This window comes from Ruegeria sp. AN6 (assembly GCF_056540425.1).
This window is the reverse complement of the sequence record NZ_JBQFWR010000007.1, coordinates 19,059-42,476: the sequence shown is the minus strand read 5'-3', so window position 1 is coordinate 42,476 and position 23,418 is coordinate 19,059. Positions and strand designations below refer to the sequence as shown.

The 23,418-nt window shown below is 59.0% G+C and carries 21 protein-coding genes; 3 read left to right on the top strand and 18 right to left on the bottom strand.

All coding sequences use genetic code 11. The features are described 5' to 3' along the window. Nucleotides 1-160 precede the first annotated feature (160 nt). Both ACR0MQ_RS12505 and ACR0MQ_RS12500 read left to right on the top strand, forming a co-directional pair. Nucleotides 161-631: a rhodanese-like domain-containing protein gene (locus tag ACR0MQ_RS12505; protein ID WP_480608545.1), complete on the top strand. Its 471-nt coding sequence runs from the start codon at nt 161-163 to the stop codon at nt 629-631. Next, a complete protein-coding gene (locus ACR0MQ_RS12500) occupies nt 631-1,446 on the top strand; it encodes a CocE/NonD family hydrolase (RefSeq protein WP_170770139.1) in 816 nt (271 codons plus the stop codon). Before ACR0MQ_RS12505 ends, ACR0MQ_RS12500 begins: the two co-directional genes overlap by 1 nt. On the opposite strand, the gene mdoH is transcribed toward ACR0MQ_RS12500, so the two are convergent. The 13 genes from mdoH to cbiE form a co-directional block, all read right to left on the bottom strand. Then, on the bottom strand, nt 1,447-3,318 hold the full coding sequence (gene mdoH / locus ACR0MQ_RS12495) for a glucans biosynthesis glucosyltransferase MdoH (protein WP_480608543.1): 1,872 nt from the start codon (nt 3,316-3,318) through the stop codon (nt 1,447-1,449). Further along, nucleotides 3,315-4,814, bottom strand: a complete 1,500-nt coding sequence (locus tag ACR0MQ_RS12490) for a glucan biosynthesis protein G (RefSeq protein ID WP_170770143.1) — start codon at nt 4,812-4,814, stop codon at nt 3,315-3,317. Before ACR0MQ_RS12490 ends, mdoH begins: the two co-directional genes overlap by 4 nt. Further along, nucleotides 4,811-6,028, bottom strand: coding sequence for an OpgC domain-containing protein (locus tag ACR0MQ_RS12485; protein ID WP_170770145.1), 1,218 nt, complete (start codon nt 6,026-6,028; stop codon nt 4,811-4,813). The genes ACR0MQ_RS12490 and ACR0MQ_RS12485 overlap by 4 nt, the downstream gene beginning before the upstream one ends. Nucleotides 6,029-6,063: 35 nt before the next feature. Then, nucleotides 6,064-7,434: a tetratricopeptide repeat protein gene (locus ACR0MQ_RS12480; protein ID WP_480608540.1), complete on the bottom strand. Its 1,371-nt coding sequence runs from the start codon at nt 7,432-7,434 to the stop codon at nt 6,064-6,066. A 180-nt stretch (nt 7,435-7,614) separates the two neighbouring features. Then, the gene (locus ACR0MQ_RS12475; RefSeq protein WP_170770147.1) at nt 7,615-8,799 is read right to left on the bottom strand and encodes a CoA transferase; all 1,185 of its coding nucleotides are present in this window, start codon (nt 8,797-8,799) and stop codon (nt 7,615-7,617) included. Continuing rightward, complete coding sequence (locus ACR0MQ_RS12470) at nt 8,786-10,405, bottom strand: thiamine pyrophosphate-binding protein (RefSeq protein ID WP_480608538.1); 1,620 nt, start codon at nt 10,403-10,405, stop codon at nt 8,786-8,788. Before ACR0MQ_RS12470 ends, ACR0MQ_RS12475 begins: the two co-directional genes overlap by 14 nt. 79 nt (nt 10,406-10,484) lie before the next feature. Next, nucleotides 10,485-10,949, bottom strand: coding sequence for a DUF302 domain-containing protein (locus ACR0MQ_RS12465; protein ID WP_170770151.1), 465 nt, complete (start codon nt 10,947-10,949; stop codon nt 10,485-10,487). Between the two features lie 76 nt (nt 10,950-11,025). Beyond that, nucleotides 11,026-11,769 carry a precorrin-6A synthase (deacetylating) gene (cobF, locus tag ACR0MQ_RS12460; protein ID WP_170770153.1) on the bottom strand — a complete coding sequence of 248 codons (744 nt, stop codon included), beginning with the start codon at nt 11,767-11,769 and terminating at the stop codon, nt 11,026-11,028. Next, a complete protein-coding gene (gene cobA / locus ACR0MQ_RS12455) occupies nt 11,762-12,490 on the bottom strand; it encodes a uroporphyrinogen-III C-methyltransferase (RefSeq protein ID WP_170770156.1) in 729 nt (242 codons plus the stop codon). Before cobA ends, cobF begins: the two co-directional genes overlap by 8 nt. Then, nucleotides 12,487-13,803: a cobyrinic acid a,c-diamide synthase CobB gene (locus tag ACR0MQ_RS12450; RefSeq protein ID WP_170770158.1), complete on the bottom strand. Its 1,317-nt coding sequence runs from the start codon at nt 13,801-13,803 to the stop codon at nt 12,487-12,489. The genes cobA and ACR0MQ_RS12450 overlap by 4 nt, the downstream gene beginning before the upstream one ends. Beyond that, a complete protein-coding gene (gene cobM, locus ACR0MQ_RS12445) occupies nt 13,796-14,590 on the bottom strand; it encodes a precorrin-4 C(11)-methyltransferase (protein ID WP_170770160.1) in 795 nt (264 codons plus the stop codon). The genes ACR0MQ_RS12450 and cobM overlap by 8 nt, the downstream gene beginning before the upstream one ends. After that, nucleotides 14,587-14,955, bottom strand: a complete 369-nt coding sequence (locus ACR0MQ_RS12440; RefSeq protein ID WP_170770162.1) for a cobalamin biosynthesis protein — start codon at nt 14,953-14,955, stop codon at nt 14,587-14,589. The genes cobM and ACR0MQ_RS12440 overlap by 4 nt, the downstream gene beginning before the upstream one ends. Next, nucleotides 14,952-16,151: a precorrin-6y C5,15-methyltransferase (decarboxylating) subunit CbiE gene (cbiE, locus tag ACR0MQ_RS12435; protein WP_170770164.1), complete on the bottom strand. Its 1,200-nt coding sequence runs from the start codon at nt 16,149-16,151 to the stop codon at nt 14,952-14,954. Before cbiE ends, ACR0MQ_RS12440 begins: the two co-directional genes overlap by 4 nt. Here cbiE and ACR0MQ_RS12430 point away from each other — a divergent pair. Continuing rightward, nucleotides 16,150-16,881: a cobalt-precorrin-6A reductase gene (locus ACR0MQ_RS12430; protein ID WP_480608533.1), complete on the top strand. Its 732-nt coding sequence runs from the start codon at nt 16,150-16,152 to the stop codon at nt 16,879-16,881. The two genes, cbiE and ACR0MQ_RS12430, sit on opposite strands and share 2 nt — an antisense overlap. On the opposite strand, the gene cobJ is transcribed toward ACR0MQ_RS12430, so the two are convergent. Genes cobJ through cobN form a run of 5 tightly spaced genes read right to left on the bottom strand, consistent with a single transcriptional unit; the run spans nt 16,872 to nt 23,416 of the window. Continuing rightward, complete coding sequence (gene cobJ / locus ACR0MQ_RS12425; protein ID WP_170770168.1) at nt 16,872-17,636, bottom strand: precorrin-3B C(17)-methyltransferase; 765 nt, start codon at nt 17,634-17,636, stop codon at nt 16,872-16,874. The two genes, ACR0MQ_RS12430 and cobJ, sit on opposite strands and share 10 nt — an antisense overlap. Beyond that, on the bottom strand, nt 17,633-18,361 hold the full coding sequence (gene cobI / locus ACR0MQ_RS12420; RefSeq protein ID WP_170770169.1) for a precorrin-2 C(20)-methyltransferase: 729 nt from the start codon (nt 18,359-18,361) through the stop codon (nt 17,633-17,635). Before cobI ends, cobJ begins: the two co-directional genes overlap by 4 nt. Beyond that, the gene (locus ACR0MQ_RS12415) at nt 18,358-18,987 is read right to left on the bottom strand and encodes a precorrin-8X methylmutase (protein WP_480608531.1); all 630 of its coding nucleotides are present in this window, start codon (nt 18,985-18,987) and stop codon (nt 18,358-18,360) included. The genes cobI and ACR0MQ_RS12415 overlap by 4 nt, the downstream gene beginning before the upstream one ends. After that, nucleotides 18,987-20,126 (bottom strand): cobalamin biosynthesis protein CobG, encoded by a 1,140-nt coding sequence (locus tag ACR0MQ_RS12410; RefSeq protein WP_480608529.1) that lies wholly within the window; start codon nt 20,124-20,126, stop codon nt 18,987-18,989. Before ACR0MQ_RS12410 ends, ACR0MQ_RS12415 begins: the two co-directional genes overlap by 1 nt. Then, on the bottom strand, nt 20,123-23,416 hold the full coding sequence (gene cobN / locus ACR0MQ_RS12405; protein ID WP_170770175.1) for a cobaltochelatase subunit CobN: 3,294 nt from the start codon (nt 23,414-23,416) through the stop codon (nt 20,123-20,125). Before cobN ends, ACR0MQ_RS12410 begins: the two co-directional genes overlap by 4 nt. Nucleotides 23,417-23,418 lie beyond the last annotated feature (2 nt).

Here is a 23,418-nt window from a genome sequence, read left to right as displayed (position 1 = left end):
ATTCCGAACTGTCCAGAGATTGGGCTGTTTTTTCGAAGAGATTGACCATTGCAAAGTTGTTCGGGGGGCGATGACAATATCTTGAACAACGCGCGCGAACAGGGGCGCGAAATGGTGGCGTGCTTGTGATATGACCCAAATTTACATCAGGAGGCGCAATTTGGCAGAACACGCGATCAAAACCCGTCGATGGGTCTTGCTTGGAGCAGGAACGGTGATAGCCGGAGGCTTGGCGCTCCGGGAATACCGTTTGATTCCACAGGATTACGCAGGACATCAGATCGCGGTTTCCACTGCCCACCAGCACGTGCGGCAGGGGGATATTGTTCTGATCGACATCCGTACCCCTCGCGAATGGCGCGCAACGGGGATCGGTGAAGGTGCCCATCCGCTCGACATGCGACGCGAAGATTTTGTGCCCGTTTTGGATCAATTGCTCGAGGGCGAACGCACCGCGCCGGTGGCATTGATTTGCGCGCGTGGTGTACGTTCTGCCCGGTTAAGCAACCAACTGACTAAAGCGGGCTTCACCAATGTCATCGATGTGCCTGAGGGTATGTTGGGGTCGGCTGCCGGACCAGGTTGGATTCGTGCGGGTCTGCCAGTCAATGATTACAAAGAGGATAGGTAATGCGAGCGAGATTATGGCTGGCTTTGGGCCTTGCCTTCACGGGGGAAACCGCTCTGGCCGTTTGCGGTGATCAAGATGAGGTTTGCAAGACTGATGCAGGCGCGTATCAGATCGAGTTACCGGCAGCTGACAATCCGCCGCTAGTCGTATTCATGCATGGCTACGGTGGCACGGGTACTGGGACACTTAAGAACAGGGCAATGGTCGAACCGCTGCTGAAACGAGGCTACGCCGTGATGGCCCCCGAAGGTTCCGAGCGGAATGGTCGTCAAAGCTGGAACTTCTTCCCTGGTTGGGACGGACGTGATGAGGCCGAATTTTTGACCGAAGCCGTTCAGGATGCGGCCAAGCGGTTTGACGTAGACCCCGGTCGCGTGGTGCTAAGCGGTTTTTCAGCGGGCGCATTTATGGTTTATTACCTTGCCTGCGCAGCGCCGGAAACGTTCTCGGCCTATGCACCGGTTTCAGGCGGTTTCTGGAGGCCGCATCCGGAGACTTGCGAAGGACCGGTCCGTCTGTTTCACACCCACGGTTGGACAGACAATGTGGTTCCGTTGGAAGGGCGCATACTGGGCGGAGGTCGGTTCCATCAAGGTGATATCTTTGCCGGATTGGAGATCTGGCGCGTTGCCAATGAATGCGTCGATACCAAACCCAGCGGGTTTTCAACCACTGGCCAGTTCATGCGCCGGAACTGGATGGGATGCGCTGAAGGAAGCGCGCTGGAATTCGCGCTGTTTCCAGGTGGACATACAGTGCCCAAAGGTTGGGCCGATATGATGGTGGATTGGTACGAGGGCTTACCCGGCAGTTGATTACTCTGCTGGGGTGACTATGCCCTTGCCTTCGATCAGGTGCTTCAACTCATCACGATAGCGCCGTGCTGACCGGGTGATAGCAGGCTCGCTGACGTCTTCGCGCATCCCGACCATACGGCGCGCAGCACCCGCTGATACGCCGCTCAGCGCCGAAAGCGGGATTGCCAGCGCAAGACTGATCGCGATTGGGGCCAACCAAACTGAGACGAGACCAGCAAGAATACCAACGCTCAATGCCACACCGCTTACGGTTTCAAGCGCGTGACACAAGATCAAGGTCCGCACCCCATAGCTGCCGCCATCGCGGGCCTGCGGTGACCAGCCTTTTTGAATGCCCAGAGCAGTCCGGAAAACCGCGATCATCTGCTGCACCATCAAAATCGGAGCATAGAGAACTGATAAAACGACCTCGGACAGAAATGAAGTAAAGAACTTACGGGTGCCGCCGAAATCGGAATATCGTACACCGCTGAGGGGCAGTGCGGCCACGCCCAGAACCTTGGGGGCCAGCAGCATTGCGTACATCACCAAAATGATCAGTACGTGGCGTGTTTCGGACATCTCAGGCCATTGCGGGAAAAGCGGATTATCGGGGCTGAAGTAATGCAGAACCGAGGCATCCTTGCCCTGGCCGATCAAAGCCCACATCACCAAAAGCGCAAACCATAGCGGCGACATCAGATATCCGACCGCACCGTGAAACATATGGAAGCGTGAGACCGCACGGAACCCCGTCGAACCAAGCAGTTTCAGATGCTGCAGGTTGCCCTGACACCAACGGCGGTCGCGCATGGCGTGGTCGATGAGGGTGGGTGGTGTTTCTTCATACGATCCGCGAATGCGTGGCAAAAAGCGCACGGCCCATCCGGCGCGACGCAGCAGTCCGGCCTCGACGAAATCGTGGCTCATGATCAGCTTGTCCTGCCCATTGAGAGATTTCAGCTTCGGCAAGCCCGCGCTGGAGGCAAAAGCGCTTGTGCGGATGATGGCGTTATGGCCCCAGTAATTGCCTTCTTGCCCGCACCAGCGGGCCAGACCTTCGGCAAATGCGATACCATAGACACCATTGGCAAATTGCTGCATCCGGGCGAAAACCGACTGCGCGCCGATCAGTTGCGGATAGCTCTGGATCAGGCCTGCGCCCGGATCACGCGCCAGCGCGTCGGTCAAACGGCTGATCGCGCGACCTGTCATCAAGCTGTCGGCATCCAGCACCAGCATCGCATCCCAATCCGCGCCCCAGCGGCTGACCCAATCGGCAATGTTCCCGACCTTGCGATCCGTGTTTGCAGGGCGGCGGCGATAGTAAAGTTCCAAACCTGGTGCCAAGGTTGTGCGCAATGCCTCGACACTGGCCTGTTCTTGCGCCGCAATTTCGGGATCGCGGGTATCGGATAGAATGAACATGGCATAATGGTGCTGACCGCCGCGTTGCTGCAGGTCTTCAAGCATTGTGCGAGCATTGCCCAGAACGTTCCAGGGCACCTCGTTGTAGACCGGCGTCAACAGCGCCACGCGCAGCGGCTGCGGACGGCCTTCGCGTTTGGGCTGCTCCTGACGGGACAGCGAAACCATGCCCAGCAACACGGTACAGACCGTGAATGAAATCCAGAAGAAGTTGAAAGAGATCAACGTTAGCAGGATACCTTCGACAAGGTTGATCCCCTCGGCGCTGAACCAGTCAGACATGACCCAGAGCAGGCCCAACGTCGCGGCCATTGCTGGTGAAAAGGCCAGCGCACGCCAGAATCCGGCAGATGGTCTCCGATCACTAGTCGGGGCCTGCGCATCGCGGAACCCCTGCGCAAAGTTCTGCGCGGGCATCGCCAGAGGGGCCTCGGGCGGCATGATATGAAGATCGCGGCTCATGAGGTCCAACGGTATAGCCAGACTTCAGAGGCCGGCTGTTTGTCTTTCAGCAATTGCGCGCGCAATTCGACATGGTTGCGTTCACCAGGTTCAAACGAGAACGCCAGTCGTAATCCACCTGTATCTGGATTACGCTGCAACACCCCGTCCGACGTCTCAGCATGAGGCGAGTCGACAAAAACAGTCATCTCCTCGGGGTCGTCAAACAGATCGCTTGGTTCAAAGTCGATCACGGCCAACCGTCCTTCGCCAAAGGTATTATCGCCCATGGCCGTATTGATGACCCGCGCGACGGGTGTGCGCTGAGGTTCTTCGCCCCAGATCAGGCGATAGGACATATCAACTTGGCTGCCTGCCGCGTACTGTTCCATCGGCCGCCAGTAGGCGACGATATTGTCATAGATTTCCTGATCTGCGGGTATTTCTACCAGCGTGACAGACCCCTTGCCCCAGTCCCCATTGGGCTCGACCCACAAGCTGGGGCGCTTGTGATAGTTGGCCTCAAGATCAGCGTAGTCTGAGAATTCGCGCTTACGCTGCATCAGGCCAAAGCCACGTGGATTCATATCCACAAAGGAGGCGATCTGCAGGCGGGTTGGATTGGCCAATGGCCGCCATAGGACTTCGCCCGCACCATTCCGGATCAGCAACCCGTCGCTGTCGTGAACTGCGGGGCGAAAATCATCGAACCGGCTGTGATTGGTCTGATCGAACAGGAACATGGATGTGCCTGGTGCGATGCCGACATGGGACAGTTCGGTGCGTGGAAACAGCGTTGCGCTGACGTCCATAATGGTGTCGTCACCTGGCGTGATTTCAAACCGGTACGCACCACTGACGCTGGGGCTGTCCATCAGGGCGTGGACCACCATGTTCCGCTGTCCCGATGCAGGCTTTTCGAGCCAGAAGCGAATGAAATCGGGAAATTCCTCCCCATCGGGATCGCCGGTTTTCAGCGCCAAACCGCGTGCCGACAGACCATATGCTTCATGCAAACCGATCGCGCGGAAATAGCTTGCACCCTGAAAGACGCAGAACTCGTCGGTTAACCCGGGCCGATGCATCTCGGCACGCAGGCGGAACCCCGAAAAGCCCAGCGTTTCATCTGCAGGCAAAGATGGAACGTCTTCGCTTTTTGTGAACATGTCCAGATCAAAGGCAACAGGTGTCACATGACCATGGTCGACGGTTGAAATTTGCACTGCGCGAGGGAAGTAAAGTCCGGGCGCGAAGAAGTCGACTTCGAACGGTGACTTGGTGCTGTACCAAAGGCCTTTTTCCAACTGGAAACGGATCGAGCGATATTGCTCATAATTCAGATCCTGCCATTCTTGCGGCACCATCTCGCGTTCTACATAAGGTCGGCTCGCCAGATCGCGCGCCATTTCGATAACTGTGTTGCGGTCAAAGGCGACCTCACCGCCGGTCGCATGAGCTGCCGGAGCGAGGATCAATGCCGTTGATGAGGCGAGGAAAGCGCGGCGTGTAAAATTCATTTCTTAGTCTTCCAAGGGTGTGACTTAAACCACGCGGCCAGATAGGCCACGCCGATGATCATGGCAAAGCCAATCATGTTAGCGACAAAGACACTGGCAACATCCCGCCCACTCAGGTCCAATCCGACGCCGATAAGTCGTGCTGCAGCCATGGAAAATACAAAGACCGCAAGCGACTGCTGCCCGACTTTGGTGATGACACTCAGCAGGAACTGCCAAACCTTCGCTGCGGCTCCCTGACCGGTGACGATCAGGCGATGGCCATGCTCACCGGCAACAACCCAGCCCAGATAGGCCAGTGAGAGGAAATGCAAATATCGGAAAAGGCCAAAGTCTGTCTTGTTGCGGAACTCTTTGGTTACCGGCCAGACTTTGCGGATTTCATCAGCGAGATCGGGTGCTGCAGCATTTATCCAGGTAAAAACCTTCCACGAACCAAACGGCATCGAGAAGATCAGGAATAATGAGGCCGCCCAGATCAACGTTTTTGAAACCGGCGGGGCGGGAATCCAGCCGCGCATGAACGCGAAGCCAGTGAAGAACAGCAATTGCCAGCCAAACGGGTTGAAGAACCATTGCCGGTCCGACCAGGGCTCTGCAGGCAGATCAAGGTAATCGTATTGCGCGATCAGCCAGATCGTGACCGATGCCAGCGCGACTGCCCAGAATCCGATGCGATAGAGCCCCATGAACAGCGGCATCATCGCAAGCACCACCAGATACATCGGTAGGATGTCAAAATAGTTGGGCACATAGGTCAGAGTGAACAGTCCCACGATCTGCGGTGCAGGGTCATTGAAGAAATGCTGCAGGTTCAGCGACGAGATATAGTTTTTCTCGAACAGCCCGCTTTGGTTCAGCGCTGCCATAGTCATAGCGACGAAGAAAAACAGACAAATATGCGCCCAGTAAACCTGCCAGATACGGAACGAGACGCGCGCGGTGCCCATCAACCAGCCCTTGCGCATGAACGCTCCGCCAAAGGCGATGGCCGAGGCCATGCCGGAGCAGAAAACAAAGATTTCGGTTGCATCCGAAAACCCGAACCGAGCAGGAATCCACTTGGCCCAAGGATCGTTCGGGATATGGGCAATAAGGATGATAAACATCGCGATACCGCGATAGAAATCAAGGCGCGGGTCGCGCGTGCGGGCAGGGGTGGCGGTTTGAGACGCCACCGGAGCAAAATCAGAAGCGGGCGATGCAGTCGCCATACGGTTTCTGTCCTTCTTGGTCTTTTTTATTGTTCTTATTCGGCGGGGACGCTTTGTGCGTCGCCATTGTCGCGTGCGGCCTCGATCAATGCGCGGCGGGCGAGGGCATAGTTGTCTTCGCCACCGGAGCGCTTGGCGCGGCGGTCGTCAAGAATGCGCTCGACAGCATCCAGACGGCCGGCGCGCAGGCCTGAATCAATTGTGATGCGCTCGAATACATCACGTTGGGCGTGGCTGCCACCAGCCAGCTGCATTCCACCACGTGCGTCTGACAAAAAGTCAAAGGCTTGGCCATAGAGGCCTTCGCCAAAGGCCTCAAGGCCTTTGGCCGCAGCTACGCCGGGATCAGACATGCGGATCGGCGTATCGCCCTGGTTACGCTGGGCATCGCTCTGGATGCGGTGCAGTATTTTGCTGGTCGCATCCGAACGGTTGTCGCCAGTCAGGGCCAGCAAGTAATGCAGGTCGGCAAAGATCAGGCAGCCGTCTTCGGTTCGGGCAGCGCTGAGATCGGCCAGTTCTTCCCAGCGGTTGCCGACATCCACCCCTTCAAGCTCTAGCCGGGACAGCAGCGAAGTCGCATTCGAGATATCGCGGTAATCGTCGGTCTTGTCCTGACGGATGTGGTGATCATACAAAGCCATCACTTGATCGACCTGACCCAGATCCAGATGCATCAGCGCCTTGTGCCACCACACATGATAGCGGAAATTGTTGCAATGCGCCCAAGCATCCTCGCGCCCCGCAAGCCAGTCAAGGCCCAACTGAGCATTTCCCGTCATCTCATGCACATGCGCGACGGCGTGCAATCCCCAAGCATCGTCGGAAACCATCCAAAGAGCCTGACGCCCGGCGATCTCGGCTTTCTCGTAGGCACCCGTTTCCTCAAGAGCAAATGAATGGCAGCCCAGCAGATATCCACGCCCAGCGTGGTCGGGTTCGTAAGCGGGCATCACGCGCTCAATCGAACGGCGCATACCTTGCGAATCTCCCAAAACGAACCGAGTGGCGTGGCTGAGTTTCATCGCCAGGGTGTCCGTGGGATGTGCCCGAAGGATCTCTTCGAATTTGTGTATCGCTTGAGTGGGGAGGTCAGCCATATACATCGCCAGTGCCTCGACATACAGCTTTTCACGGTCCGAAACCGGCTGACGCTCCATCGCTGCATTGGCTGCGGTCAGCGCTTCGGCCGCGACCGCGATCATCTCGCGGCGACCCAGCAGGACCATGAACAGACCTTTGATCGCGTGACCCAGGGCAAAGTCCGGCTCAAGCTCCAGCACCTTGCCCAGATGCTGCGGCGTTACGGCTGCGTGCGCCATGAACCCAAGGAGAACACCATCCCACGCCTCGACGCTTGCGGGCTGGGTCAGGGTGTTCATCTGTCCAAAGACGTCTTGTTTCATGCTTGGGTCCAATCTGATTGCGGCATTCTATAGTGTTTGATGTAACAGAGTGTGCCGCGGGGTCGTAACAGTATCGACCCTGCTCTCGAATTGGTGAAAACGCGTGTGTGGAAAACGCGAAAAAAACCGCCGATTCAAGGGCATGTTTCAGCAACTTGCCGCCTAATCAGGCAGAGTGTTTCAATCTTCGAAGGGATTTTCTGCGTTTAGAACAGCTTGTGTGTCAGCGCCACAGACTGGAGGTGCACTGCGATATGTTACAGGTGTACGGGACAGGTTCAGAGGGTTTCCGATCAATTGCACCTCACCGGGTGCAGCCTGCATGGTGACCTGCATCCGCCGGGCAGCGACCTGATCTGAGGTGAAGACCTGATCAAGTGTTTGCACAGGACCAACCGGTACTTTCAATTCTTCCAGTCCTGCAATAACGCGGCTGGTATCTAGCGCCTGTACGGCGGGGCGAAGGATTGCATTCAATGCGTCACGATTTTCAAGACGGGCAGGATTGGTGGCAAATCGCGGATCGTCAGCAAGCTCTGGGTGTTGGATGAAATTGCAGAATCTTTTGAACTGGCTGTCGTTTCCGACCGCAAGAATCACGTGCCCGTCGCTGGTTGCATATACGTCGTAAGGGACAATGTTTGGATGCCCGTTGCCGCGCCGTTGAGGCACATTGCCAGAAGTCAGGTAGTTCACGCCTTCGTTGATCAGCCAGGCCACTTGCGAATCCACCAGCGCTAGGTCGACCTGCTGACCCTCACCAGTCAGATCGCGATGCCGCAAAGCCGCCAAAATACCGACGCAGGCATACATGCCGCACATCACATCGGCGATGCCAACGCCCACCTTCATTGGTGCGCCTTCGGGATCTCCAGTCAGCGACATAACCCCGCCATAGCCTTGTGCCATAAGGTCATAACCGGGTTTCGATGCGTTCGGACCGGTCTGCCCGTAACCCGAGATCGAGCAATAGACTAGGCTGGGAAACTCTTTGGACAGGGTGGCGTAGTCGAGCCCGTATTTCGCCAGCCCGCCTGGCTTGAAGTTCTCGATCAGGATATCCGCATGAGACGCCAATCGTCGGATTTCCGCTTGACCTTCCGCCGAGGCGATATCCAAAGCGACCGATTTCTTGTTTCGATTGGATGACATGAAATAGGCGCTCAGATCCGAGCGGTTACCATCCGCATCTTCGACGTAGGGAGGGCCCCATTGCCGCGTGTCGTCACCTCCGGTCGCGGGGTTTTCGATCTTGATGACGGTGGCTCCCAAATCACCCAGCAGTTGCGTGCAGGTCGGGCCAGCCAGAATGCGCGACAGATCCAGTACCTTGACGCCCTTAAGGGGTCCTTCAGATGCGGCCATCATATCCTCCACGGTCGATCTCCGCAGCAATGACAGTGAATTTGTCGGCTTTCAACGCCTGATCCAGCGCTGCCCGCAATTCGTCGCGGTTGCGCACCGTATGACCGTACCCGCCAAAGGCGTGCCCCATGGCGGCAAAGTCATGGCGGTCGAAATCGACACCTCGATTGCCCATCTGGCGTTGGCGTTGCTTCAATTCGATTAGGGCAAGGCTGGCATCGACAAACACAAGAAAGATCGGGTTGCCGCCCATTTCGGCGGCGGTCGAAAGCTCTCCGGCGACCATCAGAAACCCGGCGTCGCCCGAGAAGCTGATCACGGGGCGGTCCGGTTCAGCCAGTTTCAGTCCAATCGCCATAGGGACAGCGCACCCCATTGTGCATAGCGCCGAAGACTGGATCAGCCCGCGCTCCTCTGAACACTCCCACATCTGGCTGATCAGAATGCGATGGGCGCCACTGTCGGCGGTGGCGAGTGTCTCAGTTGGTAGCACTGCACGGGTTTCCGCGATGATCGCCGCCGGTCCCCAGTCTTCATCGGTTGGGAAGGCTTCTGCCAGTGCTGTCTTGACTTGATCCGGTTCACCATTCGACCAAGTCTTGCGAGCGGGGTTGCCCTTGGCGATGGCCTCAAGTGTTGCGCTGGTGTCCGCCACCAAATTTAATCCGGCCTGATGCATATAGTGATCGTTCACTACAGCAGCAATGTCGATCACTCGCTTGTCTTCCGGGTCCCAAATCTCGCGCCAGCCAGGGCGCATTTCTATGGGGTCATAGCCCAAGCATAGCACCAGATCAGCTTGTTCCACCAACGGGATCAGATGCTTGTCGGCCAGCGGCGAAAGACCCGCCCCACCCAGACATAGCGGATGATCCTCGGGCACCACCCCCTTGGCCTTGTAGGTCGTGACGAAGGGAATGTTGAAATGCTCCAAAAACGCCCGCACGACACAGCGCGAGTCGTCATAAAGAACATCGAGGCCAATGATCGCCAAGGGGCGTTCGGCCTCGGCCACCCAACGGCGGGCCTTTTCCAGACACTCAGCGCCAGGTGCGACGGGTGCGACTTTCGCGAGACGACGGCGTTTAACCCCCGATACGCGCGTATCGGCCACCGAGATTGGCACATCGATGTGCACCGGACCGGGGCGCGGCTGGTTCGCAAGCGATACCGCCTTGTCGGCGATGATATCGGCCCCGTCAGCAGTTAGCATGAATGTGCCCTTGGTGATCGAGCGGTAGACTTGCGAGTGATCCATCACCTGATGAGTGTAGGTCAGCGCTTCGTCCGCATCGACGCATCCGGTCAACACGATCATCGGAACGCGATCCTGCAATGCGTTCGCGACCACGTTGATCCCATTCATTGCGCCCGGGCCAAGCGTGGCCACCAGAATCGCAGGCGCACCATCGCGATGATGAACGGCTTCGGCCATGAAACCGGCTGCGTTTTCATGTTTGGTCAGATGAAAGGTGATACCTGCGCTTTCCAGTGCATCCACCAATGTCAGAACCTCGCCACCGGGCATTCCGAACGCGTGGCGGCATCCGGCCTCGAAAAGGCGTTGTGCCAACAGATCCGCAGCGCGGGGGGACAGGTCCTGCATCAATCAAGCTCCGACAAGTTTATCTTTCAGCAGATTGCGGAGGACGCGCCCGGACGCAAGCAGCTTCACGTCAGTGTGACTATTTGACGGCGCGTTCCGCCACGGCCTGAAACTTTGCGTCTAATTCGGCGGCAATCTCGCGCAGCGCCTCACCGCCTTCATCCGTATATGGGGCGAACACAAAACTTGGCGTTTTGTAGGACAGGGTCGCAGTGCCATCCTTTTCCTCGGTCACGTAGAAACGGATGGGCGCTTCGATCATAGCATTGGTCGAGGTTTCAAGGACCCGAACCGCGTAGTCGTTGTTGAATGCGCCGATCACCCGATTGCCCGGAATGGTAATGCCGCGCGATGCCGCTGCTTTGGTCGGCCCAGCTTGTGTCACAACGATCAGACCGTTTTCCTTTACCGCGGCCTTTGTGTCTTCCACGAGGGTCTCATAGCCTTTTCCGCTGGAGTAGACCGCCCATCCGGCAAGAGGTTCGATGCCGTCGGCCCACGCAGGCATGGCCAGCAGGCAGATCGCAGCACAAAGCGCCCTCATGTTCTATCCCTTCCTGTTGATTGGAGAATAGATGACAGAAAAGCGCTGAAACGGGGCTCACAATCCTGTGCGCGCGTCAGGCCGTAAGTTTCTTCAGCAGATAGATATCCATGATCCAGCCGTGATCAGAACGGGCTTGCGCGCGCGCGTCCAGAATGTCTTGCGCCACATCCGCCAACGGGCCTTTGATCAGAATCTCTTCTTTCATGCCCACATATGCCCCCCACCAGATGTCATAATCGGCCATCTTTAGGCTTTGGAACGAGCATTCGCCATCCAGCATAACAGCCACTTTTGATGCCGTTTCAGGCCATCCCTCATCGCGTATGCGGCGGCCGGTAGTCACGATATAGGGTGCGCCCAGATCATTGATCGGGATCGCATGGGCCGCAGTTAACGCCTGCAACGCGGTGATGCCCGGGACAACCTGGACTTGCGGCTGCGGGTCCAGTCGAGCGGCGATCCTGAGCGAACTGTCATACAGCGACGGATCACCCCAGATCAGCAACGCGACCTTCTGCGCGTCGGGGTGGGCTGAAATCGCCTCATGCCAGCGCAGGGCAATTGCGTCGTGCCATTCGTCGACACCTCGCAGATAGCCGTCATCTGCCCGACGTTTGGGAACGTCGAAATAGGCGATCCGCGGAGATTTTTCGGTGACCTGCGCGATGATGTCTTCGCGCAAACCGGCCAGATCAGCTTTGTTCTCTCCCTTACGCGGGATCAGGATCAGGTCTGCAGATCTGATCGCCTGCGCGCCCTGAAAGGTCAGGTGGTCGGGATTGCCGGTGCCGATCCCGATCAGTGTGAGATCATACATCTTCGAACTCCACCAGCGGGCCGTACAGGATCAAGGCGGGAGCAGTGCCTATCTCGGTGCGCAGTCTGTCGGAAAGCTCTCCGATGGTGGAGCGATGTAAGGATTGCTCGGGGGTTGAAACGGATTCGGCCATCAAGGCAGGTGTGTCCAGCGGCAGGCCATGCGCGTTCAGCGCTTCGACAAGCAATGGAAAAGTGCGCTTGCCCATGAATACGACCGTTGTCGCGCCAGAATCAGCTAGGGCGGGAAGATTCAGATCGGCAGGCAGTTTGCCACTCGCGTCATGCCCGGTGACGAATTGAACACGACGCGCAGTCAGGCGCCGGGTCAGAGGAATTCCCGCAGCCGCAGCCGCCGCGACTGCCGAAGGGATGCCGGGAATGATCTCGTATTTGATACCGGCGGCCTGCAACGCGACCAATTCTTCCTCCAGTCGGCCGAACAATCCTCCATCACCGGATTTCAGCCGCACGACATGCTGGCCGGTCTGCGCATACTCCACCAATAATCGGCTGACGTGATCCTGCTTGGGCGAGGGGCGACCGGCGCGTTTACCTACGCCCACCAGATCAGCGTCGTCACGTGCATGGGTCAAGATCGGGCCACTGCTGAGATCATCAAACAGCACCGCATCGGCCTTCTGCATCCGGTCCACGGCCTTGAGCGTTAGCAGCTCCGGATCACCCGGACCGGAGCCGATGAATGAGACAAACCCGGTCATACCGTTGCCTCCGCGATCAGGTGAAAGAACGTACCGGTGACATTGCCGCGTCGCGATCCTGTCTGAGGGCCTTCAGCCCCTTCGGCATCGAAGACCCGCGCAAGAGGAGCGTCAGGTTGCTCGATGATCGAGGAATAATGGAACTCATGTCCGCGCAGCGCGGTACCTGTCGCAAAGCCGGGCATCGGAGCCAAAAGTTCAGCCCTACGATAGCCAAGGTTGAATTTGCGCTTTTGGTATGAGGTTTGCAGACCCAACAATCCCGCCATCTGATGTGGGGTGCCATCTTTGTCGACCAGCACTTTCCCCAATGCCATGTACCCCCCGCATTCACCATGCACGGGCCGCGTTTCCGCGTGTTTCCGCAGCCCGGTCAAGAAGGTATCGGCCGCAGCTATTGTTCCCGCATGCAGCTCAGGATACCCCCCCGGCAACCAGACCAGATCGGCATCAGCGTCTGGCGCTTCATCGGCCAGAGGTGAAAAGGGCAGTATCTCTGCACCCGCGCTGCTCCACCCTTCCAGAAGATGCGGATAGGTAAACGAAAACGCTGCATCTCGGGCCAGAGCGATCCGCTGCGCCGGGGGGGCCGGCAGCGCGGCCGACGATGGCCCAACGGGGCCCGAGGAGGCCGCCTTTTTGATCGCTTCCAGATCAACATGTTCACGCAGGAACGCGGCGTAACCGGCAATTGCGGTTTCCAGATCAGGGTGTTCAACCGCTTGGATTAAGCCTAGATGCCGTTCGGGCAAGGTAAGATCGCCTCGGCGTGGAAGTACCCCCAGAACCGGTAGTCCGGCGCGCTCCATGCCCAAACGGGTCAGTCGTTCGTGGCGAGGGCTAGCACAGCGGTTCAGGATGACACCGGCAAAAGGCAAATCGGGGTTGTACATCCGAAACCCAAGTGCAGTCGCCGCCGCTGATTGCGCCTGTCCTCCGACATCCAGAACCAAGACGACCGGCCATCCCATACGCAGCGCCGTTTCAGCGCTTGATCCATGTCCCAGTTCTCCGGGTTTGGCGACGCCATCAAACAAACCCATCGAACCCTCGGCCACTACGATGTCGGCACCCTCGGCTTGCGCGGATATCGCGCTTAGCAGCGGATCTCCCATCGCCCAGCTATCCAGATTGAACGAAGCGCGGCCTGCCGCAGCGCGGTGAAAGGCCGGGTCTATGTAGTCGGGCCCGCTTTTGAACGGCTGCACGGTCAATCCGTCCTCAGCCAGCGCCCGGAGCAACCCCAGCATGACCGTGGTTTTGCCCGTGCCCGATGACGGTGCGGAAATCAGTAATCCCGGGGGGTTAGTCATCGCCGTGGCTCCAGCTCGACCACGGGCTATCGGCGCTTTGAGGGCGATAGCGACGGTCGTAAGTTTTTGAATACAAGCAGCTTTCGTCAAACCCTTCACCTGCGAGCGCCGGACCAACCATTATCAGTGCGGTGCGCGAGATGCTTTCGTCCAGCGCCTCTTTCAGCGTGGCCAGAGTCGCGCGGATGATCCGTTCATCCGGCCAGCTGGCGCGGTAGACAACGGCGACCGGGCAGTCCGCACCATAGGCAGGGGTCAGGTCGGCGATGACATTGTCCAGATTTCCGATCGACAGGTGAATGGCCAGAGTAGCACCTGTTTTAGCAAAGTTTTTCAGCGTCTCACCTTCAGGCATCGAGGACGCGCGCCCAGGCGTCCGGGTCAACACCACCGATTGCGCCAGTCTCGGAAGGGTGAGTTCAGTTCCCAGAGCAGCAGCTGCGGCGGCAAAAGACGGGACACCGGGCGTGACGCTGACCGGGATTCCCATCTCTTTCAGACGTCTGATTTGCTCTCCCATCGCGGACCAGACAGAGAGGTCCCCGGAATGCAGCCGCGCCACGTCTTGCCCGGCTTTGTGCGCTGTTTCGATCTCGGCCATGATCTGATCCAGATCCATCGGAGCCGTGTTCACGATCTTCGCGCCGTCGGGGCAGTGGCTCAAAATCTCCTCGGGAACCAATGAGCCTGCATAGAGGCACACCGGGCAGGAGGCGATGATATCGCGCCCGCGCAGAGTCAGCAGGTCCGCGGCACCCGGTCCGGCGCCGATAAAATGAACGGTCATGGTTGTCCTCCAATGGCGACGGCGCAGGTTGCAAGCCGGTCGTCCGAGATTTGTCTGGGTGAAATCAGCCGCGCGCCATACCCGGCGGCAGCAAGAGCGGATGCTTCGGCCACGCTGCCGGTGCCGTATGTGGCACGACTGCGGGGCGAGCAGGTGAGGGTACGTTGCCCGGCAAGATCATGTGCCGGGACGAAATGAATCGGCAGCTCAGTTGCCTCTGCAAGTGCGACAAGTGCGGCATGTCCGTCCTTGTCTGCAACGGTTGCCAGAGCATCGACTGTTTTTCCTGTCGAGGCCAGATCAAAGGCAGCGCGCAGACTGGCCAGCGTAGCAGAAGACGAGAATCCGAGCCCGGCGACGATCATAACGTAAGACTCCACTGCACAACTGGGTAAGCAGATTTCCAACCCCGCCGTGGACCAAGCGCAGCAGCTTGCGCCAATTCGATACGCAACAGGTCTCCGCCCAGCTTGTCGTGCCACGCAGCCAGCAAGGCTTCGCTTTCCAATGTCACTGCGTTGGCGACAAGCCGCGTACCGGCGCGGAGATTTGCGTGTAGCCAGTTCAACAGCTCCGCGCTCAGGCCGCCTCCGATGAAAACGACATCTGGTTGGTCAAGGTCAACCAACGCCTCAAGTGCGAAACCATGAACGACCCGCAACCGATCCTGCCCCAGCGCATCGGCGTTTCGGCGAATGCGCTCGGCCCGATCTTCACGCGGCTCGATTGTCGTTGCAGTCAGCGTCGGATCGCACATCAGCCATTCGATGCTGATCGAACCGGTGCCGCCGCCAATATCCCACAGATGTTCTCCTCTACGCGGGGCAAGGGTCGACAGGGTCAGTGCGCGGATAGGGCGCTTGGTGATTTGCCCGTCGGTTTCGAAGATATCATCAGGCTTGCCCGAGGCTTTGGGAAAGGCGCGCCCTGTGCCCACGACGTCCAGCCCGACACAGACCGGATGTTCGAATGTTCCCAGCAGCGCTTCGGTCAGCGACACGCTCCGCGCGCGTTCGCGGGGGCCGCCAAGCGCCTCCATGACATGCAGGGTACAATCGGCAAAACCAGTCTCGCCCAAATACGTTGCAAGTTCAGCCACCGCTTTTCCATCGCGCAGCAAGAGAATGGCACGGAGGCCCGGTGCCAGGTGTGGGCGCAAACGGGTCAGGGGGGCGGCGTGCAGTCCAAAGGTTAACGTGTTTTCAAGCGGCCAGCCGAGCCTTGCAGCGGCTAGCGAAAAGGTCGATTGACCGGGCAGGGCAGTCCATTCGGCGGCATCGAAATTTCGCGCGATGACGGAACCGGCCCCGAACCAGAACGGATCACCCGAGGCCAGAACAACAGTTTGCCGACCGCGTAATCCGGTCAGTATCGGAAGACCATCGGCAAATGGAGCTGGCCATACAATCTGTTCGGCGTTGCTTTTGGGAATCAATGATAGGTGGCGAGACGGACCCATGACGATCTCGGCACGATCCAGCACTTGACGGCTTGCGGCGGAAAGGCCATCCAGTCCATCTTCACCCAAACCCAATACGGTTAGCCACGGAGTTTCAGACATGCCCAACCTCCTGATTCTTGGCGGGACGACCGAGGCAAATGCTCTGGCAAAATCCGTTTCCGAACAAGGTATTCCGGCCACGTATTCCTACGCGGGCCGTGTCGACACGCCACGCCCGCAGCCCGTTCCAACACGCGTGGGCGGTTTCGGAGGAACGGAGGGGCTGGCGCGCTACATCCGCGATCATGAGATCAGCCACATCGTAGATGCTACCCACCCCTTTGCCGCGCTGATGAGCCGAAACGCTGTGGAAGCCTGCGCCTCGACCGCCACTCCGCTGGTGGCGCTGACGCGGCCTGCCTGGGTCGCTCAAGATGGCGACAGTTGGCAGCATGTTCCGGACATCGACGGTGCCGTCGACGCGCTTTCCGGTCCCGCTCAGCGCGTGTTCCTTGCTGTTGGTCGCATGCATCTTCAGGACTTCGCTGCCCAGCCTCAGCATCACTATCTTTTGCGGCTGGTGGATGTGCCTGAAACCGTGCCGTTGCCCATCGGCGAAGTGGTTGTCTCGCGCGGTCCGTTCACCGTCGAAGACGACCAGGCGCTGATGCAGCGTCACGGAACGCAATTGGTTGTGTCCAAGAACGCGGGCGGCATCGGCGCGCGCGCAAAGCTGGATGCCGCAAGGGCGCTGGGTCTTCCGGTTCTGATGATCGACCGTCCGCTGTTGCCGCAGCGGACTGAGTTCGAAAAGGTTTCGCAGGTCTTGGACTGGCTGGTTCATACCTGATCCTTGTCAGGTGTGAATCTCGGCGTGTAAACGATCGGCGCGCCGTCGCGCTCGATAACGCGGGTCAATGACGAGCCGATGATCACGACGGTCTGCATGTCCGCCATGTCTGGCGTGGCCTCGGCCAATGTTGAAATCCGCAACTCTTCATCCGAACGCGACACTGCGCGGGCGAACAGGATCAGGCGTTCTGGCTCACATTCCTCGCGAAGGATTTCCAGTGTTTTTACAAAGCCTTCCGGGCGTGACTTCGAGCGTGGATTGTAGAATGCCATCGCGAAATCCCCCTGTGCGGCGAGACGCAGGCGCTTTTCGATCAAGGACCACGGTTTCAGATTGTCGCTGAGGTTGATGGCGCAGAAATCGTGCCCCATCGGCGCGCCCGCACGGGCGGAAGCGGCCAGCATCGCAGTGATCCCCGGCAGTACGTCGATCTGAATGCTTCGCCATTCAGCGGGACCATTCTCCAAGGCCTCGAACACGGCAGCGGCCATCGCGAACACGCCTGGGTCTCCGGAGGAAACTACCACGACACGCTTGCCCTCGGCCGCCATCCGTAATGCGTGCTGCGAGCGGTCGATCTCGACCCGGTTGTCACTGGCATGTAGGGTCAACCCTTCACGCTCAGCAACGCGTGCGACGTAGGGGATGTATCCAACAACATCCGTCGCCTCGGCCAGAGCAGCGGTAACCTCGGGCGTGACCAGAGCTTCGTCTCCCGGTCCGAGGCCGGCTATTTTGACCCAGCCACTCATGGGCGACGGCCCTGACCGTGAACCAGGATGATCGAGAAATAGGGTGTGATACCCTCGCAATTGTCCGAGAGTTTGCAAACCCGCTGGTTGGGCATCTGGGCGTATTCGACGATCCATGCGCGGTCATATAGATCGGCCCGTTGCAAGGCGCGTTTTACCTTGTCAAAGTTGCGTCCGATCTTCATGACCACCAACGCATCGGTTTGGGTCATGCGTTCGGTCAGCGTGTCCTCGGACAATGTACCGACCAGAACCGTCAGGACGTCATCACCCCAGGTTATTGGATCGCCAGTAGCGGTCCAGGCACCGGACATTCCGGTAATGGCTGGTACGACCTCGACCTTAGATATATCCCGTAATCGATTGTAAAGATGCATGAATGACCCGTAGAAGAAAGGGTCTCCTTCGCACAGGACCACGACATCCTCACCATTCTCTGTCAACGACTTCAGGTGCGCGGCGCAATCCTCGTAAAACACGGAAAGCAGCTCGTTGTACCTCGGGTCCGTCACCGGGATTTCGGTTGTTACGGGATACTCCATCGCAAACTCGATAGCGTCGCCGGGGATCATTCCATTGACGATCTTGCGGGCCTGTCCCGTGCGGCCCGGCTTGCGGAAGAACGCTACGTGGCGCGCATTGCGCAACAGGCGGTCTGCGCGGACGCTCATGAGATCCGGGTCGCCAGGGCCAAGGCCCACGCCGTAGATCTTGCCCCCGCTCATTCCGCGCGACTCGCGATGGCGTTGATGGCAGCAACGGTGATTGCACTGCCACCCAAGCGACCTTTGACGATGCAGGAGGGCACAGGCTGCGCTTCCCACAAGGCGTCCTTTGATTCGACTGCGCCGACAAAGCCCACAGGGCAGCCGATGATGGCGGCCGGGCGTGGACAATCTGGGTCTTCCAGCATGTTTAGCAGATGGAATAGCGCAGTCGGAGCGTTACCGATCGCGACCAGCGCGCCGCCAAGATGCGGACGCCACAACTCTAGCGCAGCGGCAGAGCGCGTGTTACGCATCTCAGCGGCCAATGGGCGCACGCGTTCGTCATGCAGAGTGCAGATTACTTCATTATCCGCAGGCAGGCGGAAGCGGGTCACACCTTCGCTGACCATGCGCGCGTCGCACAGGATCGGTGCGCCATTTTCCAGCGTGGTGCGGGCAGCTGTGACGAAGCCGGGCGAGAAATGCACGAACTCCTCCAGCCCAACCATTCCAGCGGCATGGATCATGCGCACGGCCACTTGCTCTTCATCGGCATCGAACCGAGCGAGATCGGCCTCAGAGCGTATGGTGGCAAAGCTCTGTTTGTAAATCGCCGCGCCGTCGGTTTCGTATTCATAGGGCATCAGGTGAAGTCCATGGTCATAAGTGTTTCTTCGGTCAGGCCGCGTTGGCAGGGCTCATCCCCTGCACGACCTTGTTTGACAAGATCAAATCGTCCATTGCATCCCACTAAGGTGACATCCGCAGTGCCCATCCGGGCGCAGCCCTTTGCACACCCCGAGACATGCAGAGATCCGGGCACTCGAGCCGCCAAAACGCGCGCGATCTCTCGCGTTTCCACTTGCGCCTGCGGACAGAACGGCGTGCCAGGGCAGGCGTCGGTGGTCATCAGCGGGTCAGTACCGTCTGTGACGAAGGCTGGTGCGGGAGTATCTGCTCCGCCTTCCAGCAGGATCAACCGCCACGGTGTAACTCGCAGGGCAGATGCACCGCTGCTCTCGATCAGTTTCGAGAGCGGGCCTGCGGGCAATTGCCCAAACGTCGCGCCCAAAAGTGTTCCCAACTCGCAAGCGCCAGGCTGTAGCAGGGTACCTATTGGGCCGGGCGGGCTGCCTTGCCATTCGAGCGGAAGGTCTTGCGCAGAGATCACGCGGGCCATTCGGCGTGTCTCGGGCGTATAGGTTTCAGAGAACCACTTTGCCAGTTCGATCAGTCGATCGATGGCATCGGCTTCAGAAACAGACCGCCCGGTCTCAGCACCGTCAGCACGCAGAATCAGGTCGTTTTCGCCGGTTTCCACGCGAATGTCAGCCGAGTCACCGGCTAACAGGCGCTCGGGTCCAGTATCAATTGCAAATCCGAACTTGGCGGGCAGCGAGGGCAACTCTGCTAGGCGGTCAATCAGATGCTGCGTTAGTCGCGCTGTCAGATCACCTGCACGGTAGAGCGGTGTGACCAAAATATTCCGTCTGATCTCGATGCCGGGCTCGGCATCGAGAAGGTTCAGATCAGACAGCTCGGCCAATAGCGGCTGGTGGTCGGCTTCCTTGACGCCGCGCAGTTGCAGGTTCGCACGGTTGGTCAGGTCAATAGTGCCATTGCCGAAACAGTCGGCCAATTCGCACAGACCCAAAGCCTGCTGAGCGCTAAGCCGCGCCAACCGCGGGCGTACGCGCAAGACCAGCCCATCGCCGGACATCATCGGGCGATGGGCGCCGGGGCACCAGCCTTGGACGACAGGTTTGTCGGTGAGAGCGCTCATCCCAGACCTTCCAAACCGGCACGGATCGAGTTTCGGCGCGTATTCCATAATCCAGCATCCAACAAGGCGCGGAAACGGTCTTGCATCGATTGATGCGCACGCGGGTTCGCCTCTTGTAGAAAGGCATCGACGCCTTCGTCGCCAAGCGTGGCTTCATGATAAAGATCGAACAGATGCGGCGCGACGGTGCCAGACAAATGTGCAAACGAGGCCATGTGATCAAGGGTCGCTGCAATCTCGGCCGCGCCTCGAAAACCATGCCGCTGCATCCCCGCTATCCATCCTGGATTGGCGGCGCGCGCATGAACCACGCGGCTAATCTCTTCGGGCAAGGTACGGGCGCGTGGATTTTCCGGGTTGGTATTGTCCAGGTGATAGAGCTGAGCGTTACCACCGGTGATTTTCTTGGCGGCAGCAAACCCGGCCTCATGCGTGGCATAGTCATTCGCCAATAGCAGGTCGGTCTCGGTCAGGTCCTGGAGGTGTACAAAGCTGTCAGCATTGGCGACACGCCGCGTAATGCCATCGACGTCCTTCGTGATATGCTCACCTTCCAGTGCAAAGGAACTGGCATCTAACCACGCCTCACCCGCCTTTGAGCGGGCCTCATCGGTGTAGATTTCGGATAGTTGGGTCATGTTGACGCCATAGCTGCCGGGGGCCGGTCCAAAGACCCGTGCTGCCGGTTCCTGACCGGCATAAGGGTTCCAATCGGGCGCCTCATCCCGTTCAGATAGCGCCCGTACGGCCTGACCAAAAAGCGCCGAAAGCGTTGGGAACACATCACGGAACAGGCCCGAGACCCGTAAGGTCACGTCCAGACGCGGACGGCTGAGGTCGGTGATCGGCAGCACTTCGATGCCCGAAACACGCTCCGAGCCTTTGTCCCAAATCGGTTTCACACCCAGCAAGTGCAGCGCCATGGCAAATTCCTCGCCTGCGGTGCGCATCGTGGCCGAGCCCCACAGGTCGACGATCAGCCCCTTAGGATAGTCGCCTTCTTCCTGCAGGTGTCGACGCACCAACTCCTCTGCCAGCTTGACGCCTTGAGTATAGGCCGCACGCGTGGGCACAGAACGCGGGTCGGTGGTATAAAGATTCCGCCCAGTAGGCAGCACGTCTGAGCGCCCGCGATAGGGAGAGCCTGAAGGTCCGGCTTCGATTCGTTTGCCAGCTAGCGCATCGACCAGAGCATTGCGCTCAGCTTGGGCAGAAGGCGCGGGGTTGAAATCACCCGTCACATCTGGAACCCGTCCAAAGATGTGCAGGCCGTCGCCGAACTGACTTTCCTTGATATCGCAGACAAATCGATCAATGCGCGTGATCGCCTCGGCGATGCAGGTGGCCTGATCGAGGCCAAGGTCGCTTGCCAGCCCAATGGCCTGGGCCTCGTCGCGGATATCTTCCTGTAACCGGTCACGGCGCTTGGGGTCCAGACCGTCCGCGTTCGAGAACTCATCCAGCAGTGCTTCCAGCCGAACCATGCGATCCGGCGTACCACTTTCTTTCATCGGGGGCGGGATATGGCCCAGCGTAACAGCGCCGATCCGGCGCTTGGCCTGCGCAGCTTCGCCGGGGTCATTGACGATGAACGGGTAGATCACCGGCAGATCGCCGATCAACACCTCGGGCCAGCATTCATTGCATAAAGCGACCGATTTACCTGGCAGCCATTCCAGCGTGCCATGGGCACCAATATGGATCAAAGCATCCGCGCCTATCCCTTTGCGCAGCCAAAGGTAAAAGGCGACGTAGCTGTGACGAGGCGTGCGCGAAAGGTCATGATAGTCATCCTCTCGCAGCTCTGGCGTGCCGCGTTCTGGCTGCAGCGCAACCACAGCGTTGCCACGCCGAAGGGCCGTGAAATGGAATGCTCCATCTGCGAACGCTGGATCGTCCTCGGGGTCTCCCCAGACCGTCTGCAGATCGGCGCGCAATTGATCGGGTAGCTCTGCATGCGCCATCAGGTATTCCTGCAATGACCACGAAATCCGGGCGCCCAGCAGGGTTTCGGCAATCGGCTCGGCCGGTGCGGTTGCGTATCCTTCGTTCTGAAGATCGGTCAGCATCGCTTCGGCAGAAGCGAGCGCATCAAGGCCAACTGCATGCGCCATCTGCCAGTCCTTACCCGGGTAAGTCGACAGAACCAGCGCCGGTATTTGATCCGAATTGGGCTTTTCGTGCAGGACCAGCCAACCAGAGACCCGATCGATGACAGCTTCGATCCGGTCAGCTTCAGGCTGGTGGGCAAAACGCGAATATTCCAGATAAGGATCGCGCTTGCCCGGTTCTTTGAACGATACGATGCCCGCGTTAATCCGCCCGTCGACCTCGGGCAGCACCACATGCATAGCGAGGTCGGCAGGCGAAAGCCCGCGTTCCGCCTCGGCCCAGGCTTTGCGGCGCGAGGTCGCGAGGGCGACCTGAAAGACGGGCACATTGGCAGCATCCAAGGGTGAAGTGCCTGATGCGCCCTTGCCCGAAAAGGAGGTGGCATTGATGATCGCCGAAGGTTTCAGCGCCACGATCGTCTCACGTAACCAGTCTGCGGCGGTTGGCGCTTTGAGCGACGGGGCGAACAGGCCAATGGCCTCGAATCCACGCGATCGCACACTGCGGATCAAAGCCGCGATTGGGGCAGTGTCGGCAGAGGTCAGGTAGGCCCGGTAAAACGTGACAATTATGCGTTTTGCATCGCCCGAAAAAGCTGTGTCCGCCGGTATCACGCCACGATCAGGGCACCAGGCGCCGTAATCCGGTATGGTTTTTGCCCCCATCACCGGACCGGCATATAGTCCCGCCGCCAGTGCCATCTGCGCGAGTGCGGCCTGCGCCGCAACCTCTCCGCCGGTATCACACAGATGCGCCAAGCGCCGCAGGGTTGAGACGGGCAGGGTGGAGTACTCATCCAGCCGCGTATCTTCGCGCCCGTCCGCAGGCAGGACAGCCAGTGCGATCCCCTTGGCCTGTGCCAGTGCCAGAACCTGCTGCAAGCCGTAAGACCAATATGGCACGCCGCCAATCAGGCGGATCAGGACGCCTTTGGCCCCCTCAAGCGTCTGTTCCACATATGTGTCGACTGACAGGGGATGTTTTAGAGCTGTTAGGTTGGCCAACCGCAGGGTTGGCATGCGCCCGTCTGGCCCGCCACCGCGATGCCAGCCCGCCGCGAAAGCGCCAAGGTCACTGTCAGAAAAGGACAGCACCACCAAGTCCGCCGGGCTCTGGCCCAGATCGGTTGGGGTCTCGGTTTCCTCTAACCCGTGGCTTTCGCGGAAGACGACGTGCATGA

Coding starts and splice junctions, on each gene's coding strand:
- cobN (WP_170770175.1), bottom strand. CDS start 23,416: ATGCACGTCGTCTTCCGCGAAAGCCACGGGTTAGAGGAAACCGAGACC.
- ACR0MQ_RS12410 (WP_480608529.1), bottom strand. CDS start 20,126: ATGAGCGCTCTCACCGACAAACCTGTCGTCCAAGGCTGGTGCCCCGGC.
- ACR0MQ_RS12440 (WP_170770162.1), bottom strand. CDS start 14,955: ATGATCGTCGCCGGGCTCGGATTCTCGTCTTCTGCTACGCTGGCCAGT.
- cobJ (WP_170770168.1), bottom strand. CDS start 17,636: ATGAGTGGCTGGGTCAAAATAGCCGGCCTCGGACCGGGAGACGAAGCT.
- cobI (WP_170770169.1), bottom strand. CDS start 18,361: ATGAGCGGGGGCAAGATCTACGGCGTGGGCCTTGGCCCTGGCGACCCG.
- ACR0MQ_RS12430 (WP_480608533.1), top strand. CDS start 16,150: ATGCCCAACCTCCTGATTCTTGGCGGGACGACCGAGGCAAATGCTCTG.
- cobA (WP_170770156.1), bottom strand. CDS start 12,490: ATGACCGGGTTTGTCTCATTCATCGGCTCCGGTCCGGGTGATCCGGAG.
- ACR0MQ_RS12450 (WP_170770158.1), bottom strand. CDS start 13,803: ATGACTAACCCCCCGGGATTACTGATTTCCGCACCGTCATCGGGCACG.
- ACR0MQ_RS12490 (WP_170770143.1), bottom strand. CDS start 4,814: ATGAATTTTACACGCCGCGCTTTCCTCGCCTCATCAACGGCATTGATC.
- ACR0MQ_RS12480 (WP_480608540.1), bottom strand. CDS start 7,434: ATGAAACAAGACGTCTTTGGACAGATGAACACCCTGACCCAGCCCGCA.
- mdoH (WP_480608543.1), bottom strand. CDS start 3,318: ATGAGCCGCGATCTTCATATCATGCCGCCCGAGGCCCCTCTGGCGATG.
- ACR0MQ_RS12485 (WP_170770145.1), bottom strand. CDS start 6,028: ATGGCGACTGCATCGCCCGCTTCTGATTTTGCTCCGGTGGCGTCTCAA.
- cobF (WP_170770153.1), bottom strand. CDS start 11,769: ATGTATGATCTCACACTGATCGGGATCGGCACCGGCAATCCCGACCAC.
- cbiE (WP_170770164.1), bottom strand. CDS start 16,151: ATGTCTGAAACTCCGTGGCTAACCGTATTGGGTTTGGGTGAAGATGGA.
- ACR0MQ_RS12465 (WP_170770151.1), bottom strand. CDS start 10,949: ATGAGGGCGCTTTGTGCTGCGATCTGCCTGCTGGCCATGCCTGCGTGG.
- ACR0MQ_RS12475 (WP_170770147.1), bottom strand. CDS start 8,799: ATGGCCGCATCTGAAGGACCCCTTAAGGGCGTCAAGGTACTGGATCTG.
- ACR0MQ_RS12470 (WP_480608538.1), bottom strand. CDS start 10,405: ATGCAGGACCTGTCCCCCCGCGCTGCGGATCTGTTGGCACAACGCCTT.
- cobM (WP_170770160.1), bottom strand. CDS start 14,590: ATGACCGTTCATTTTATCGGCGCCGGACCGGGTGCCGCGGACCTGCTG.
- ACR0MQ_RS12500 (WP_170770139.1), top strand. CDS start 631: ATGCGAGCGAGATTATGGCTGGCTTTGGGCCTTGCCTTCACGGGGGAA.
- ACR0MQ_RS12415 (WP_480608531.1), bottom strand. CDS start 18,987: ATGCCCTATGAATACGAAACCGACGGCGCGGCGATTTACAAACAGAGC.